Here is a 17,277-nt window from a genome sequence, read left to right on the forward strand (position 1 = left end):
TCTTCTAAACGGGAGGAACATAACGCAATTGTAGCGCGATTTTCAGTCCACCTAAATCAGCGTGCGTCGCGGTTATGGTTCCGCCATGCGCATCAACAATATTTTTACAGATTGCCAGACCCAAACCTGAGCCGCCGCTGGCCCGATTGCGGGACCCTTCGGTGCGGAAAAACCGTTCAAAAATTTGCGCCTGCTGATCGCCATCCACACCGGGTGCACTGTCCTCAACGGTGACGTGCCAGTAGGGTGCGTCATACCAGAGACGAACCTGAACCGTGCCGCCCGCATCGGTATAACGCAGGCTGTTTTCCAGCAGATTGATAAACAACTGCATCAGGCGATCGGGATCGCCAAAGAAGGGCGCATCTTCAGGCATAGCCAGTTTCAGTGTCAGGTCATGGGCACGGTAGCGTTCGGTAAAGTTGCCTGCGCTGACCTCAATGAGCTGCACCAAATCCGTGGCCTGCTTGCGGTAAGCCAGCGCACCCACGTCAGAAAGAGACAACTGATGCAGGTCGTCTACCAGCTTCGTCAGCAATGCAACTTCACTTTGCAATGAGGTAATGGCGTCGGGCGTCAGCTGACGAACGCCATCCTGCATCGCCTCCAGTTCACCGCGTAAAATAGCCAGCGGCGTTCGCAACTCATGAGAAATATCGGCCATAAACGCCCGGCGCATACTTTCATTTTTCTCCAGTGAGCTGGCCAGCAGGTTAAAGTCATGTGCCAGCTGGCCCAGTTCATCCTGGCTGCTGACTTCTACTCGGGTGGCTAAATTCCCCTCGGCCAGATGATGGGTACCGTCCACCAGCCTTTTTACTGGAGCCAGCAGGCCTCGCGCCATCAGCCAGGTCACCAGCGCGGCAAGCAGAGTTGACAAGCCGACGATATACCAGCTGGTTCGTCGCTGTTGCTGATCAAAATTAATGTCGGTACTGCGCGTCAGGCGTTCGGGCGGTGAGCTGATGATCCAGCCCACCACCTTGCCGTTGCTGGTGGTGATATTGTGGCGTATTCCCTCTGGCGGTACCTGTGAGCGCGGACCAACCATCACTTTATATTGCTGATCGAGCACCCAGAACTGGGTTCGCCAGCCGTGCGGCGGAAGCTGATTGTTGCTGTCGGGATTCTGCTCCAGCGAGCGCAGCATGGTAAAAATCAGTCGGTCATTGTTGCGCAGAAAATCCCAGTTGCCATGCTGTTCGTACTGATCGGCCAGCGCCGCGCCCAGCAAATTCAGTCGCTGTTCATTACCGCGTTTGATGTAGTCGACGAAGCCATGCTCAAAGCTCAGCCTGACGCCCCAGTGCATGGTAATCAGTACCAGCATGCAGGTGGAGAAAATAGCCATAAACAGCTTGGCACCGATGCCAACGCGCAGAAACGATCTCATTCACTTCTCCGGCGTCGCAGATCGACGCTTTTACTCTCTTCTTTCGGGACACGCCAGAACACCAGCGCAGGCAGAATAATGATCAGGGCCATACAGAGATAAACATAGATAAAGGCCTGGTGGCTTAACCCCTGTTGCCCCAGTGCCGACTGACCAAACGCGCCCAGCAGCAGGCCCGCGACGGTTACCCCGATACTCATTGAAAGCTGCATGATCATCGACAGCAGGCTGTTACCGCTGGATGCCAGATCGTCCGGCAGCTCTTTCAGCGTCAGCGTGTTCATTGAGGAGAAGCGAATCGCATTCACCATCCCTTGCAGGAATAACACCAGCGGCAGCATGGCCGTCCAGCCCAGCATAGCCACCAGCGGAAACAGCAACACCACCAACGCCAGACCTACCGTCGATCCCACCAGCACGTTGCGATAGCCGAACAGGTTAACGATACGGACCACGATGCGTTTCATGCCCATATTGCCAAGCACCATCGCAATCATCATTAAACCGGCATGAAACGGGCTGAAACCCATTCCGATCTGTAAAAAAAGCGGCGTCATAAAAGGTAACATCCCGCTGCCGATGCGGCCCGCCAGGCTACCGAGTAAACCGATGGAGAACACCCGATTATCAAACAGCTTCAGGCTAAACAGCGCATCGTCGTTGTGGCGCGCATGCAGCAGGTAAAACAGCAGGGAACCTGTGCCTGTCAGGATCATCGCCGCCAGCAACAACGCGGAGCCGCCGCTGCTGCGCTGGCCATCAAGCGCCAGCGTCAGGGTTGCCATGCCCGCAGCCAGCAGAATAAAACCCAAAAAATCGAAGCGTCGTGGCGGCATGGCGTAGTTGGGTAACAGCTTTAAGGTGGCAATAGCGCCGATCACGCCAACCGGGATATTAATCAGGAAAATCCAGTGCCAGCTGGCATATTCCACCAGCACCCCGCCGAGTGCCGGACCCAGTAGCGGACCAATCTGGCCGGGCAGGGTGACGAACGTCATGGCGGACATATATTGATCGCGCGGCACAATGCGCATCACCGTCAGCCTGCCTACCGGCACCATCATGGCCCCGCCGATGCCCTGCAGTACGCGTGCCACGAGCAACTGATCCAGCGTGTGGGATAACCCGCACATCAGCGAACCCAGGCTGAACAGCACGATGGCGCTGAAGAAGATATTTCTGACGCCAAACCGATCGGCCAGCCAGCCGCTCAGGGGCAGGGTGACCGCCACCGTTAACACGTAGGCGACAATGACCGAATGCATATGCAATGGGCTCACGCCCAGATCGTGGGCCATGGACGGGATGGCCGTATTGACGATGGTGGTATCCAGCGCCTGCATAAAGAAGCCAAAGGCGACAATCCATAACTGCCAGCGGACCGTTACGCTCTGCATGATAGTTACCCCTTAGTGCTGCGTCGCATTCATTGTCTGAGTGCGCTTTTTGCGTCGCAGTTTATCCATCATTAAGTACACCACTGGCGTGGTATACAGGGTAAGGAGCTGGCTCATGATCAGCCCGCCCGCAATGGTGATCCCTAACGGCTGGCGCAGTTCCGCGCCATCTCCGCTGGTCAGCACCAGAGGGAGTGCGCCAAACAACGCGGCCAGGGTAGTCATTAAAATAGGGCGGAAACGCAGCAGGCAGGCCTGGAAAATGGCATCGCGGGCGCTCAGGTTACCCTTACGTTCTGCCTCCAGGGCGAAGTCCACCATCATGATGGCGTTCTTTTTAACGATCCCGATTAATAACAGAATACCGATCAGGGCAATCAGGCTGAACGGCGTATCAAACAGCTCCAGCGCCAGCAGCGCACCGACGCCTGCCGAGGGCAACGTTGAAAGAATGGTCAAAGGATGCACGTAGCTCTCATAGAGAATGCCCAGCACAATATAGACTGCCGCAATGGCGGCCAGCATCAGCCACAGCTGGCTGCTCTGTGATTGCTGGAAAGCCTGCGCGGTACCGGCAAAGCTGCCGCGCACGCTGGACGGCACGCCCAGCGCGGTCATGGTGCGGTCGATGGCCTCCGACGCCTGTGACAGGGAAACACCTTCTGGCAGGTTAAAGGAAATGGTCGATGCGGCAGACAGCCCCTGATGATTAACGGACAGCGGGGCATTAGCTGGCTGCCATTTGGCAAACCAGGCGAGCGGGATCGGTTTGCCCTCGCTGTTAATCACAAACATCTGATTCAGCGCGCTGATGTCCTGGGTATAGCGGGGGTCCACTTCCATGACGACCTTGTACTGGTTCAGCGGCTGGTAAATGGTGGAGATCTGGCGCTGACCAAATGCATCATTTAACAGGGCGTTGGCTTCTGAGACGTTGATTCCCAGCCGCGCCATGCTGGCGCGATCGTAGGTCAGGGCCATTTCACTGCCCTTATCCTGTTGGTCGGAGTTGACGTCAGCCAGTTCCGGCAGGGCGGTAAAGGCCTGGCGGATTTGGGGTTCCCAGGTGCGAAGCGCAGCAAGATCGTCTGACAGCAGCGAGTACTGATAGCTGGCATTGGCTTCGCGACCGCCCACCCGAATATCCTGCACTGCATTGAGATACAGGTTGGCTCCGGGTTCGTTTGCCAGTTTCGTACGCAACCGGGCAATCACCGCCTGAGCATTGTCTTTTCGTTCAGACAGCGGTTTCAGAGAAATAAACATCAGCCCCATGTTGGTGCGCATCCCGCCGGTGAAGCCCACCACGCTGGACACATCGGGATCGGCACCGACGATTTTCATAAAGTCTTCCAGCTTACCGCGCATCGCCTGAAACGAAATACTTTGGTCGGCTGAGATAAAGCCAGACAGGCGACCAGTGTCCTGCTCGGGCAGGAAGGTTTTGGGAATACTGATAAACAGCCATACCGTCAGGGCCACTGTCCCCAGCAGCAGCAACAGTACCCAGCGCGCATGGTTCAGTACCACGGTCAGTGAGCGTGCATAACCGCACTGCACCGCCAGCAGCAGCCGTCCAAATCCCCGTCGTTGCGGTTGACTGCGCGGCGCATGGGGCTTGAGCAGGTAAGCACACATCATCGGCGTCAGCGTGACAGAGACAAACAGGGAGATCAGGATGGCGACCGACAGCGTGATAGAAAATTCGGCGAAGAAGCGACCAATCAATCCGCCCATCATTAGCAGCGGCAGGAATACCGCAATTAATGAGAGGCTCATCGACAGCACGGTGAAGCCGACTTCACGCACGCCTTTTAGCGCAGCAGCCATGGGTTTCATCCCGGCTTCCACATGACGGGCGATGTTTTCCAGCACCACAATGGCATCATCCACTACAAATCCGGTGGCGATCGTCAGGGCCATCAGTGACAGGTTATTCAGGCTGAAGCCGCATAAATACATCGCGGCGAAGGTGCCGATCAGCGATACCGGCACCGCCACGGCAGGGATCAGCGTGGCGCGACCAGAGCGTAAAAACACAAACACCACCAGAATCACCAACGCGACGGCAATTACCAGCGACTGTTCCACTTCCTCAAGCGAGGCGCGGATGGTGGGCGAGCGGTCCTGCGCCACCTCAAGGTTAATGGCCGCAGGGATAATCTCGTGCAGTTCGGGCAGTTCGGCACGAATGCGATCCACCGTGTCAATCACGTTCGCATCGGCGGTTTTGCGTATGACCAGCAACACCGCCGGTTTACCCCGTGACATCCCGGCGTTACGCACGTCCTGTACCGAATCCTGCACCGTGGCAACATCCGACAGGCGCACCGCCGCGCCATTGTTGTAATGCACCACCAGGGGCTGATATTCACTGGCGGTTTGCAGCGCATCGTTGGTGCGCAGCTGCCACCGTTGTTGACGGTCTTCTAGCGCGCCCTGCGGACGACGCTGGTTGGCGTTAGAAATGGCCTGCCGTACCGCGTCCAGGGAAACGCCCTGGTTAAACAGGGCCTGCGGGTTCAGCGCAACGCGCACGGCGGGCAAAGAGCTGCCGCCTACGGTGACATCGCCAACGCCGTTAATCTGCGACAGCTTCTGCGCCAACTGTGTGGAGGCGTAATCGTAGAGCTGAGCCGGGCTGAACAGGTCGGAGGTCAGCGTCATGATCATGATCGGCGCATCAGACGGGTTAGCTTTGCGATAGGTCGGGCGCGAAGGCATACCGGTGGGGAGCAGGCTTTGCGCAGCGTTGATCGCCGCCTGGACATCCCGCGCCGCACCATTAATGTCACGATCAAAATCGAAAACCATGATGATGCGGGTCGATCCCAGGGAACTGGTGGAGGTCATTTCGCTGACGCCGGCGATGCGGCCCAGGGAACGTTCCAGCGGCGTGGCGACTGACGAGGCCATCGTTTCCGGCGAGGCACCGGGCAGAGAAGCCGACACCATAATCACCGGAAAATCCACCTGAGGCAGCGGGGCGACGGGCAGCAGGCGAAAGCCCAGCATCCCGGCCAGCGCAATCGCCAGCGTCAGCAGCGTGGTGGCAACCGGGCGATGGATAAACAGCGCAAAAAATTTCACTGCTGTTCCTCCGTGTGACCGAGGCGGCGACGCAGGTTATGCGCCAGTCGGTCAAACAGCAGGTAAATAACCGGTGTGGTAAACAGGGTCAAAATCTGGCTGAGGATCAGGCCGCCGACCATAGCAATACCCAGCGGTTGGCGTAATTCTGCGCCGACGCCGGTGCTCAGCATCAGCGGTAACGCCCCCAGCAGCGCGGCCAGCGTGGTCATCAGAATAGGTCGGAAACGCAGCAGGCAGGCCTGATAGATCGCGTCATACGGCTTCATGCCCTGTTCACGCTCCGCAGCCAGGGCAAAGTCAATCATCATGATGGCGTTCTTTTTCACGATGCCAATCAGCAAAATGATGCCGATGATCGCCACGATATCCAGCTCGTTGCCGCTTATCATCAGGGCCAGCAAGGCACCCACACCTGCGGTTGGCAGGGTTGAAAGAATGGTGATGGGATGAATAAAACTCTCGTACAGGACGCCCAGCACGATATACATCGCCACGACAGCCGCCACAATCAGCCACACCGTGCTCGTCAGTGCTGCTTCAAACGCCAGGGTGCTGCCCTGGAACTGCGTCATCACCTCTGACGGCATACCAAGCTGTTCTTCGGCCTGGGTTATCGCCTTTGTGGCATCTTCCAGCGAATAGCCTTTCGCCACATTAAACGAGAAGGTGGCAGACGGAAACTGGCTCAGGTGGTTGATGGTCAAAGGCGCATGGCGCTGCTCAATGCTGGCGATAGCATTTAAGGGAACGCTGCCGCCGTCGGTACTGATCAGGCGAATACCCTCCAGACTTTGCAGGCCCTGCGTGGTGCTGTTGTCCTGCTCCAGCACCACACGGTACTGGTTTGCCTGGGTATAAATGGTGGAGATCAGCCGCTGCCCAAAAGCATCGTAGAGCGCGTTATCCACATCCGCCATGCTGATACCCAACCGGCTGGCGCTGTCACGATCGACTTTGATATAGGCTTCCAGGCCCTGATCCTGCCAGTCGCTGCTGACATCTTGCAGCGCGGGCAGTTTCTGCAAGGCGCTCACCAGCGCAGGAACCCAGGTGCTGAGTGAGTCCAGCGATCCGGACTGCAGCGTAAACTGATAGGGCGTGCGGCTGGCCTGGGTATCAATCGTCAGATCCTGAACCGCCTGGAGCCACAGCGTGACGCCGGGGATCATGCTGATTTGCTGTTGCAGTCGCTGCTGAATCTCAGGAATACGTTCGCTGCGCGCATCCAGCGGTTTAAGGTTGATCTGCAACCGGGCACTGTTGAGTGACGGATTGGTGCCGTCGACGCCCACAAACGAAGTCAGGCTTTGTACCGCGGGATCTTTCATTATCACCGAGGCAACGTCACGGGTGCGCTCAGCCATGCTGGCGTAAGACACCGACTGCGGGGCCTGCAGAGTGCCCTGGATGATGCCGTTATCCTGCTGCGGGAAAAAGCCTTTAGGAATCGCGATCCATAACAAGACGGTAAGCAGCATCGTGCCAAGTGCCACGGATAGCGTCAGCCAGGGATGGTTAAGCACCCGACTCAGCCCGCGACCGTACACCGCAATCACTCGCTCAAACATAGCTTCGCTGGCGCGGGAAAAGCGGTTTTGCCTGCGCAGCGATTCTGCGCTCAACATGCGGGCGCACATCATCGGCGTCAGGGTGAGCGAGACCACGGCTGAAATCAAAATCGCCACCGCCAGCGTCACCGCAAATTCGCGGAACAGACGGCCGATGACATCACCCATAAACAGCAGCGGGATTAGCACCGCAATCAGTGAAAACGTTAGAGAGATAATGGTAAAGCCAATTTCGCCCGCGCCCTTCAGGGCGGCCGTCATGGGTTTTTCGCCTTTCTCGATATAGCGCGAGATGTTCTCAATCACGACGATGGCATCGTCTACGACAAAGCCTGTGGCGATGGTCAGCGCCATCAGCGTCAGGTTGTTGATGGAAAAACCCAAAAAATACATCGCCGCAAAGGTGCCAATCAGCGACAGGGGCACTGCCACGGCCGGAATAATGGTGGCAGGCACGTTACGCAAAAACAGGTAGATGATCATCACCACCAACCCCATTGCCAGCATCAGTTCATGCTGGGTGTCGCTGACGGACGCACGAATGTTGGTGGTGCGGTCAGTGACCAGTTTCACGTCGACTGATTTAGGCAGGCTGGCGATCAGTGACGGCAGCATGGCGCGAATGCTATCGGCGGTGGCAATAATGTTGGCACCTGGTTGGCGTTGCACATTCAGCACAATGGCTGGTTCACGGTTGGACCAGGCACCCAGCCAGCTGTTTTCTGCGCCCTGTTCAATGGTTGCCACATCCGCCAGGCGCACCGGTGCACCATTTTTATAACTGACGATCAACTGGCGGTAATCCTCTACGGATTTCATCTGATCGTTGGCGGAAAGCGTGACCGAGCGGGTAGGGCCATCCAGGCTGCCTTTCGCGGAGTTGACATTGGCATTGGTGATCGCCGTGCGCACCGTTTCGCTGGTCAGCCCCATGGCGGCCAGCGCCTGGCTGTTCATCTTCACGCGCACCGCCGGACGCTGACCGCCCGTCAGCGTCACCAGACCGACGCCGGTGACCTGCGATATTTTCTGCGCCACGCGCGTTTCCACCATGTCCTGCACCTGGGTTAACGGCATGCTGCTGGTGGTGACGGCCAGAGTCATAATCGGTGGATCGGCCGGATTGACTTTGCTGTAAACCGGCGGATTCGGCAGGTCACTGGGCAGCAGGTTGGTGGCAGAGTTGATCGCCGCCTGCACTTCCTGCTCCGCCACATCAAGCGGCAGCGTCAACTGAAATTGCAGCGTGACGATTGAGGCGCCACCCGAGCTTTGCGATGCCATCTGTTTCAGTCCGGACATCTGGCCGAACTGGCGTTCAAGCGGGGCGGTAATGGAGGAGGTCACCACATCCGGGCTCGCCCCGGGGTACAGCGTAACGACCTGAATCGTCGGATAATCCACTTCAGGCAGGGCAGAGACCGGCAAAAAGCGGTAACCCAGAATCCCCGCCAGTAAAATGGCAATCATCAGTAAGGTGGTCGCGACCGGACGCAGGATAAACTGGCGTGACGGCCCTCCGCTGTGGTCAGGAGGCATAACCTGCATTACTCAGATTCCCCTTTGGACGGCAAGCTGGTGCGGGTCTCTTTTGTGGCGCGACTCTGCGCGGCAACCACTTCGACTTTTGCCCCTTCTGTCAGGCGGTCCAGCCCGTCGGTGACGACGCGGTCGCCTGCGTTGAGTCCGGCGCTGATTACCACTTTCTGGCTGTCCTGCAGACCGGCGGTCACGCTTTTCTTACTGACCTTGTCTTCACTGTTGATCACCCAGACAAAGTGGCCTTCATTCCCCATTTGCAGCGCTGCGGTGGGAATCACGACGGCATCCTGTAAGGTATTCACCTTCAGGCGCGCATTAACAAACTGGTTAGGAAAGAGCAGGTCATCCTGATTATCAAAGCGCGCTTTAATTTTAATCGTGCCGGTGGTCACATCAATCTGGTTATCCAGACTGAGCAGTTTACCGCGGGTGATCAAATGCTGATTGCTGCGATCCCAGGCTTCGACCAGTAAAGGTTCGCCAGTTTTCTGCGCCTGCATGATCTGGCTGATAGTGTTTTCAGCCACGCTGAACACCACATCGACCGGATGCGTTTGAGTAATCACCACCAGGCCATTGGTGTCGCCGCTGGTAATGTAGTTGCCGATATCAACCTGCTTCAGACCCACGCGGCCATCGATAGGTGAAGTGATGCGACTGTAAGTCAGATTCAGTTGGGCGCTGGCAACGCTGCCTTCATCGGCTTTTATTGTGCCCAGGGTTTCATTCACCAGGGCGCTCTGTGTGTCCAGATCCTGCTGGGAAACCAGCGAGGTTTTCGCCAGCTTCTGGTAACGGGCTAAATCGCGGCGTGCGTTCGCCAGGGTAGCCTGGTCGCGCGCCAGCTGACCCTGTGCCTGCATGAGGGCTACCTGATAGGGACGGGGATCGATCTCGGCGAGCAGATCGCCGGCTTTCACCTGCTGGCCTTCTGTGAAGTGGATAGCCATCAGATTCCCATCCACCCTGCTACGCACCGTCACGGTGTTGGCGGCTGTCACGGTGCCTAACCCATTCAGGTATTGCGGCACACTCTCTTTGACCGCACTGGCCGCCTGCACCGGCGCTAAGGGCTTATGCGCGCCACTGCCTCTTTTACCATGTGCAGACTGGCCGGATGCGTCACCGTCGCTTGCGGGTTGGGCCGGATGCTTCCACCAGTAATAGCCGCCTGCGGCCACGGCAATCACCACCAGCGCAATCAACGCTTTTTTCATAACAGGGTATCGGTTGTTCATTGTTGTTGTTGCTCTCCAGCACTGTCTTTCCAGGGCGCGGGCTTAAAAGGTTGCCTGCAAACCACGAATTGTAGTCGTCCCTGCGGGTAAAAATTTGAAGGAATTAAGGATATCTGTCAGCACTGCGTAATTATGTCGATTTTCTGAAGACATATTGTCGTTTAATTGATGGGCCGTATTCATAACGCATTTGAATGAGTGTGCCACAGAATAGCGCGTGATGAGCTGTTGTGGTCAGGAAATGATTTATTAAATTCATCAATGGCAACAAGCGCAAAAAGCCAGAAGGGGCAGGTGTCGGGCGGCAATACGCAGCGCGGAGCGGCGTGAAAACGCCAGCGTTTGCCCGCAGGAAGGCGAGCAAAAGGCATGAGGTGACGTCAGGTGAACGAATGATGCAGAGAGGGCGCTTCAGCGGCGCGAGGAGCGCAGAGCCTTGATACCGACTCTGGCGACATCGCCGGCCGTTGACGCTGTCCTTTTACTGTCTCACCCGGCAGGGTCAGGCAAACATCACCTCTGCCCAGCGCGCCAGACCTGCGGTGACCGAGGCAAAATCGTCTCCACCAGCAATGGGCGTACCCGGCAGGGCCTGCTGCAGTGCGACGCGTAAAAGAGGCGAGCGGGCGCTGCCGCCGGTGAGATAGATCACTTCGGGTTTGATATTGCTGGTTGCCAGCGCCAGCTGTACCTGCTCCAGAATCTTCTCCAGCGGCTGGCTGATTGCATCCTGCAGGGTGGTCACGCTGATATCGGCCTGTAAACCGGCGGTGATAAAATCCAGGGATGCCGTAAAGTCGGGGCGATCGGACAGGGCGATCTTGCTTTCTTCGGCGGTCCGGACCAGGCGATAACTCAGCTTCTGCTGCCATACCTTGAGTAAATGGGCGACGGCGACAGGATTTTCTGCCTCGCGGACTAAATCGCGCAGCATCTTGCCGCAGGCGGTGCTGTAAAAATCGCTTTGCGCAGGCACATCGTTGATGGCGACGGCGTTCCACCAGGGCAGGGCAGGCAGGGCAGTGCCTTTCTGGGTGTTACCGCCCGCGCCCAGTAAGGGCATCAGCGCCTTGAACGCCAGCATAATATCCAAATCGTTCCCGCCCACGCGGCAACCGCTGTGGCCCAGCAGACTTTCACGCCGATCTGACAGGTTGCGCCACTGCGGGCCCATCAGCAGCATCGAGCAGTCGGTGGTTCCCCCGCCAATATCGACCACCAGCACGCGGGTTTCCTTATCCAGCGTTGCCTCAAAATCCAGGCCCGCCGCCACTGGCTCAAATTGAAATTCCACATCCCGGAAGCCCGCGCGTTTCGCCGCACGTAACAAAATGCCCTGTGCCTGCTGATTCGCGTCTTCGCTGCCTAATCCTTGAAAGTTAACCGGACGGCCTATCACCGCCTGGTCGATCGGCTGCTGGGTCTGCGTTTCACCCTGTTGGCGAATGTGCAGCATCATGGCGCAGACCAGATCTTCAAAAAAGGCAATCTGCTGCGGTTTCAGGCCCGTGGCACCCAGAAAAGATTTAGGGGATTTAACAAACCAGACATCTTCAGGATCGACCATGTAATGCTGGAGCGCGGTCAGGCCAAACTGAATGCTGTCGGGTAAAACATCGATATCTTCTTCGCGGTTGTAGCGTAGCGCCCGCTGCAGCAGCGCCGTACTTTCCTGTTCAGGTGTGGCAACCTGATGATGGCGATAGAGCCATTCCGTCACGGCTTCACGTGTAGGGGAGCAAATCATGGACGGCAGCAGGCGTTGACCCTTCTCCAGCGTTAACAGCCGTGGCGAGCCATTTTCGCTGACCGCAATGGAACAGTTAGCCGTACCGTAATCGAATCCAATGAACATTTTTCGCCCCCAGGCAGGAAAAAAGGGGGCGACTTTAGCGCAGCTGAAAGGTCGTGGCAAGCGGTGAGCGGCAGAATTAGCGAATCGCGAAAAGGGACTCTTCCGCCAGTTTACTCAGTGGCTGGCGTTCTGCGACCGCGCTTCCCCAGACGCCGTCAACGTCGAGACGGGTGAGCGTGGTGAGAACGGCTGGAACCGAAACCGGGCCTGCAAGCAGGGTAATATCACGCTGGCTGGTCTGGCTCTGAATAATGGAGATCAGCATCTCATCCATCAGATTATTGTGCAGGTTAGCTACCAGCTCCGGGGCCAGAATCAGGCAGTCAACGACCTTGCCGGTGAGCTGATTAAAGGCATCCAGATTACGGCCAAAATGCTGCAATACGATGCGACAGCCCGCCTGGCGTAGTTTCGTCAACGCGCCGATCAGGCGCTCACCGCTGGCAAGGACGCTGGCGGCGTTAAGCGCAATCCCGCTATGGCTATCGGCCAGACCCGATTCCGCGAAGCGAAAACACAGGTTTTCGACAAAGGCCGGATCGTAAAGCGCGTTCACATCAAGGGGCAATATCAAGGCGATGCCTTTTTGGCTCATTGTTGAAATACGCTGACCGAAAAAGGCCGCAACGATATTGTCTTCCAGTCGGCGTTTCAGCGCCTCATCGGTCAGGTTGTTACGCAGCAGATGCTCATCAATAAGCAACCCTTCCTCGGTGAACAGCTGAATCTCCACCAGCCAGACGCTGGCAGAATGAGGCTTACCGGGCGGCGCGACCGCCCATACCTGCATTTCAACCTGCAAGGCATCCAGCATCGTCAGATCCAGGGCGTGAGGGTTTCCCATCAACGCGAGAGGGTGCTGCTCATACACCATATAGCGGCCCCGGCCGCTTCGCTTGGCGTTATAACAGGCAATATCCGCCTGCGAAAGGACATCACTGCTCTGCGCGTTTTGAGCGGAGATTTGCGTAATGCCCGCGCTGGCACCGACCTGATAAGCGCGCCCCAGCCATTCAAAACAGTAGTCACTGACGGCGCGAACGATGTTTTCGACCTCTTCGCAGGCCTGATCGACCCGGCATTCGGGCATCAGGATGGCAAACTCGTCGCCGCCGAGCCGGGCCAGGAAGTCGCTGCCGCGCAGGCGGTGGCGCATTAAGTCCGAGAGTTCGCTTAGCAGGGCGTCCCCGGCGGCATGTCCCGCGCTGTCGTTGACCGCCTTAAATTTATCAAGGTCAATAAACACCAGCACGTGCTGATTCTGATGCTCGACAGCGTCGGAAAGCAGTCGCTTAAGTTGCAGCTCAAAGCTGGCCCGGTTAGGTAATCGGGTCAGCGTATCGTGCAGGGCGCTGTAACTCAGGCGTTTCATCACTTTACGTGACTCGCTGACGTCCTGGATAACCAGCACCGCACCGCGCTCGGTGCCAGATTCAGATTTGAGCGGCGTAATACTGTAATGGATATCAATATGTTCGCCGTTCAGCGTGTGTAATACCCACTCTTCAGACAGGTAGGGCGCGGTTTTTTCGGAGGGGATGTGGTTCAGCAGCAGGTTTTCGACTTCAGGGCCATGACGACCATGGGTGATATGCAATAGTTCGCTGACCGGTTTGCCTGCCGCGGCATCCTGAGACCAGCCCGTCATTTTTTCCGCCACAGGGTTCATAAAGGTCACGCGCATCTCCTGATCGGTACTGATAACAGCCTCACCGATAGAGTCCAGCGTGATCATCATGCGCTCTTTTTCCTGAAACAGTGCATCATTCAAATTACGTAACGGCGTGATGTCTTGGGAGATCCCCAGGATGCGCTCAATACGGCCATCTTTACTGAGCAGGCGATTAGCCTGAGTACGAATCCAGTAGTGCTCATCCTCACGCACCACCCGATACTCCATCTGGAACGCACTGCTTTGTTCAATAGCGCCTTGTATCGTCATCACGCAATACTCACGATCGGCGGGATGGACCATCTTCACCCAGAGCTCGTAGCTGGGCGATTCATAGGATTTCATGCCAAACAGCTCGAACATGCGTTTATCCCAAAGCACTTCGCCGCTGATCATGTCCCATTCCCATACGCCGATGCCGCCTGCTTCATTCGCCAGCGTAATCCGCTCCATCAGACGCTGATTCACCAGTTCGCTCTGTTTCAGTTCGGAGATATCGATAATCTGCGCAATAAAATAGAGCGGTTGCTGCGCGTTATCGCGCACCAGGGAGATGGTCAGCCGTACCCAGACTATTTCGCCGTCTTTACGAAAATAGCGCTTTTCCAGCGTGTAGGAATAAATTTTGCCTTCGAGCAGCTTCTCCAGTCGCTTCTGATCGTCATAGATGTCGTCGGGATGGGTAATTTGCAGGAAGGTTAGTTTGGTGAGTTCATGCTCGGGATAACCCAGCGTATCGCACAAGGATTTATTCACCTGAAGCCATCGGCCTTCTACAGAAACCAGCGCCATGCCAATGGCTGAATACTCCATGGCATGACGAAAACGGGTTTCGCTCTCGCTAATGTGATGCTTTTCATGGCGGAAAGCATCCATCACTAACGACATGATATGACAGGGGATTAAAACCATCAAAAACGGAAGCCAACTGGTGATGACCGCATAGGCGCTGACGGTAGGCGTGACCTTAATCCAGTCTAATGACAGCAGTAACGCCATAAAGCTGGCGTTAAGAAAAAACAGCACAAAGGCTTCGACCTTGGGCAGCCGCACGGCACACCAGAACAGCACGACCAAAATAAAGGTAAACGGCCAGGGTAAGAACCGCAGCGATAAATAGCTGGCGGTGAGCGTCAGAACGAGGGTGATAAGCGTTTCAAACAGCGACGCGCGTTTCAGATAATCGTGCGGCAGTGGCCAGGAGAGCAGCAGCAAAACCGGGCCAAGGGCGAGCATGCCGATAATTTCTGAAATCACCCAGGTATAAAAGAAGGCAAACGACGCCTGTTCACCCACGTGCAGTACCCACAGGGCAAGGGTGCCGCCAATAACCGGAGAAATGATGCCGGTGGCAATGACAAAGCGTATCCAGTCATTTAGCGAAACCAGCGGCGCATCCCGGTTAAGTAATGCGCGTAATAAAAATCCGCCCATCAGGGCCTGCAACAGATTAAGCAGCGCAAATTTTAAATTTGAAAGGGCAGGGCCGATGATCAATGCGTTTGCCACCGCCGTACCAATTAAGCAGGCAAGAAGCAAAAAGGGCAGCTGGCGTGAAGTGCAACGAAAAACCACGATGGTCATCAGTGCCGTTGAGAACCAGAGCGGCGAAATTTTACCGCTGACCACAATTAGTTCAAGACAGAACAACGTAAGGACGAAGGAAGCCAGGCTAAGCCAGCAGGCGTGTAGCCACGTGTTAGGTGATTTATCTGACGAGGCCAGTGTCTCAACGATCATTTATCGATCCAGCAGGAAGCAAGATAGTGCAATGGAATGCGGTGCGCGAGCCATTGTTATTGGAAGAATGCTAGCACATTTGGTAGAAAAAACAGGGGGGAAATCATTAAATTGCGGTATTCGTTGGATTGAATGGCGCGCGCCAGCACGCGCCATTCAGTTTATCAGTCGCGGAAAAGATCGGCCCTTGTATAAGGTTTTTCCATGCCAGCCAGACGGGCAGAAAACTGCTCCAGAAACTGTTGTGTCGTTGCTATCCGGCCGTGCCCCAGCAGCAGTACCGGGACCAGGAGCGCCGCGGCAATTTGTGGCCAGCTAAAGCCCTTCAGCGCCGTTTGCCGTTGCGACAGTAAAAACGCGGTACTGAGCGTAAAGCCCAGCAACAGCCCGGTCAGTACCTCACTAATGGAATGGGCATGAATGACCAGTCGTGACAGACCTACCATCAATGGAATGACATAGCCCACACCAATAGCAAAGACGCGCCACCGGCTTGACCAGCGCCCTGATATTAACCAAAGCATAACTGGCCACAAGGTAGCGGACATGGCGCTGTGACCGCTAAACCCGGTGAAGTTAAAGCGGGCGCTACCGATACCAAAACCAAGAAACAGTATTTTGGACACGCTGACAACCAACCCGGCTAAACCAAACGCCATGATCCAGTACCATACGGTGCGGCGGTTATCGCTTTTCCACGGCAAAATCAGTGCAATAATCACCGCCGTGGGAATCAACAACATACTGTCACCAAAATAGGTGAGGGTCTTCCAGAGCATAGTCTTCCTTTATTCTTCTTCGGGCAAAACGCCCTTATTCATCAGCCACATCAGGCCCGACAGGTGCTGTGCGTCGTCATTCTGTTTTGTGCTGCTAGTTTATCGGTGAAATCCGTTAGGTTAAAAGGGGAAAGTCTGAAAAGGGAGAATGCCATTTCTCTGGCATCAAAAGGCCGAAATCCCTATACTTAGCGCCAACTCACCCTCTCCGTTCAGCCCCATTAACTGGGTGCGCAGTTTGCGCACAGTTTCTGGCTCCAGTATCAGGTTTTTAAAAGTATGACTGACAAGTCTCATCAGTGCGTGATCGTTGGCATTGCAGGTGCATCCGCATCCGGTAAAAGTTTAATCGCCAGTACTCTCTATCGTGAAATCCGCGACCAGGTGGGCGATGAACATATCGGCGTTATTCCTGAAGATGCGTATTACAAAGATCAAAGTCACCTCACCATGGAAGAGAGGGTTAAAACCAATTATGACCATCCCAGCGCGATGGATCATGATTTGTTATTACAGCATTTGCGTGCGGTAAAAGCAGGACAGGACATTGAGTTACCCGTGTACAGCTATGTCGAGCACACCCGTACGAAAGAAACGCTGCAAATTAAGCGTAAAAAAGTCATCATCCTTGAAGGCATTTTACTGTTGACCGATGCGCGCCTGCGTCAGGAACTGAATTTCTCCATCTTTGTGGATACGCCGCTCGACATTTGTCTGATGCGTCGTATGAAGCGTGATGTGAATGAACGTGGTCGTTCAATGGACTCCGTGATGAGCCAGTATCAGAAAACGGTTCGCCCTATGTTTCTGCAATTCATTGAACCCTCCAAACAATATGCAGATATTATTGTGCCGCGCGGGGGTAAAAACCGTATCGCCATTGATATCCTCAAGGCCAAGATTAACCAGTTCTTCGAGTAGTTTACGTCTCAAAGGACGTGGCGCGAACAGGTTAACAGCACAGATGCGCCCTGTTCGCTACACTTACTTCATGGAGTTA

Annotated in this window: 9 protein-coding genes; 1 reads left to right on the forward strand and 8 read right to left on the reverse strand. The window is 55.8% G+C overall.

Features of this window, described 5'->3' with window-relative positions; genetic code table 11:
• Positions 1-4 precede the first annotated feature (4 nt).
• The 8 genes from baeS to QNH99_RS08280 all read right to left on the reverse strand — a co-directional run bounded on the left by baeS (position 5) and on the right by QNH99_RS08280 (position 16,277).
• Positions 5-1,393, reverse strand: a complete 1,389-nt coding sequence (gene baeS, locus QNH99_RS08245; protein ID WP_063880189.1) for a two-component system sensor histidine kinase BaeS — start codon at positions 1,391-1,393, stop codon at positions 5-7.
• A complete protein-coding gene (gene mdtD, locus QNH99_RS08250; RefSeq protein ID WP_172898242.1) occupies positions 1,390-2,790 on the reverse strand; it encodes a multidrug transporter subunit MdtD in 1,401 nt (466 codons plus the stop codon). The genes baeS and mdtD overlap by 4 nt, the downstream gene beginning before the upstream one ends.
• A 12-nt stretch (positions 2,791-2,802) precedes the next feature.
• On the reverse strand, positions 2,803-5,880 hold the full coding sequence (mdtC, locus tag QNH99_RS08255; RefSeq protein WP_410517543.1) for a multidrug efflux RND transporter permease subunit MdtC: 3,078 nt from the start codon (positions 5,878-5,880) through the stop codon (positions 2,803-2,805).
• On the reverse strand, positions 5,877-8,999 hold the full coding sequence (locus QNH99_RS08260) for an MdtB/MuxB family multidrug efflux RND transporter permease subunit (protein ID WP_063880186.1): 3,123 nt from the start codon (positions 8,997-8,999) through the stop codon (positions 5,877-5,879). The genes mdtC and QNH99_RS08260 overlap by 4 nt, the downstream gene beginning before the upstream one ends.
• A complete protein-coding gene (locus QNH99_RS08265; protein ID WP_096010821.1) occupies positions 8,999-10,231 on the reverse strand; it encodes an MdtA/MuxA family multidrug efflux RND transporter periplasmic adaptor subunit in 1,233 nt (410 codons plus the stop codon). Before QNH99_RS08265 ends, QNH99_RS08260 begins: the two co-directional genes overlap by 1 nt.
• Before the next feature lie 502 nt (positions 10,232-10,733).
• Positions 10,734-12,086 carry a molecular chaperone gene (gene yegD / locus QNH99_RS08270; RefSeq protein ID WP_218995657.1) on the reverse strand — a complete coding sequence of 451 codons (1,353 nt, stop codon included), beginning with the start codon at positions 12,084-12,086 and terminating at the stop codon, positions 10,734-10,736.
• A 76-nt stretch (positions 12,087-12,162) separates the two neighbouring features.
• The gene (locus tag QNH99_RS08275; RefSeq protein WP_410517544.1) at positions 12,163-15,498 is read right to left on the reverse strand and encodes a diguanylate cyclase; all 3,336 of its coding nucleotides are present in this window, start codon (positions 15,496-15,498) and stop codon (positions 12,163-12,165) included.
• 164 nt (positions 15,499-15,662) lie between these two features.
• Positions 15,663-16,277 (reverse strand): phosphatase PAP2 family protein, encoded by a 615-nt coding sequence (locus QNH99_RS08280; protein ID WP_063880181.1) that lies wholly within the window; start codon positions 16,275-16,277, stop codon positions 15,663-15,665.
• Between the two features lie 279 nt (positions 16,278-16,556).
• Here QNH99_RS08280 and udk point away from each other — a divergent pair, with 279 nt between their 5' ends.
• Complete coding sequence (udk, locus tag QNH99_RS08285; protein WP_410517545.1) at positions 16,557-17,198, forward strand: uridine kinase; 642 nt, start codon at positions 16,557-16,559, stop codon at positions 17,196-17,198.
• The last annotated feature ends 79 nt before the right edge of the window (positions 17,199-17,277 follow it).

Origin of the sequence: Pantoea allii (genome assembly GCF_046529425.1) — a bacterium.
Classification (GTDB): domain Bacteria; phylum Pseudomonadota; class Gammaproteobacteria; order Enterobacterales; family Enterobacteriaceae; genus Pantoea; species Pantoea allii.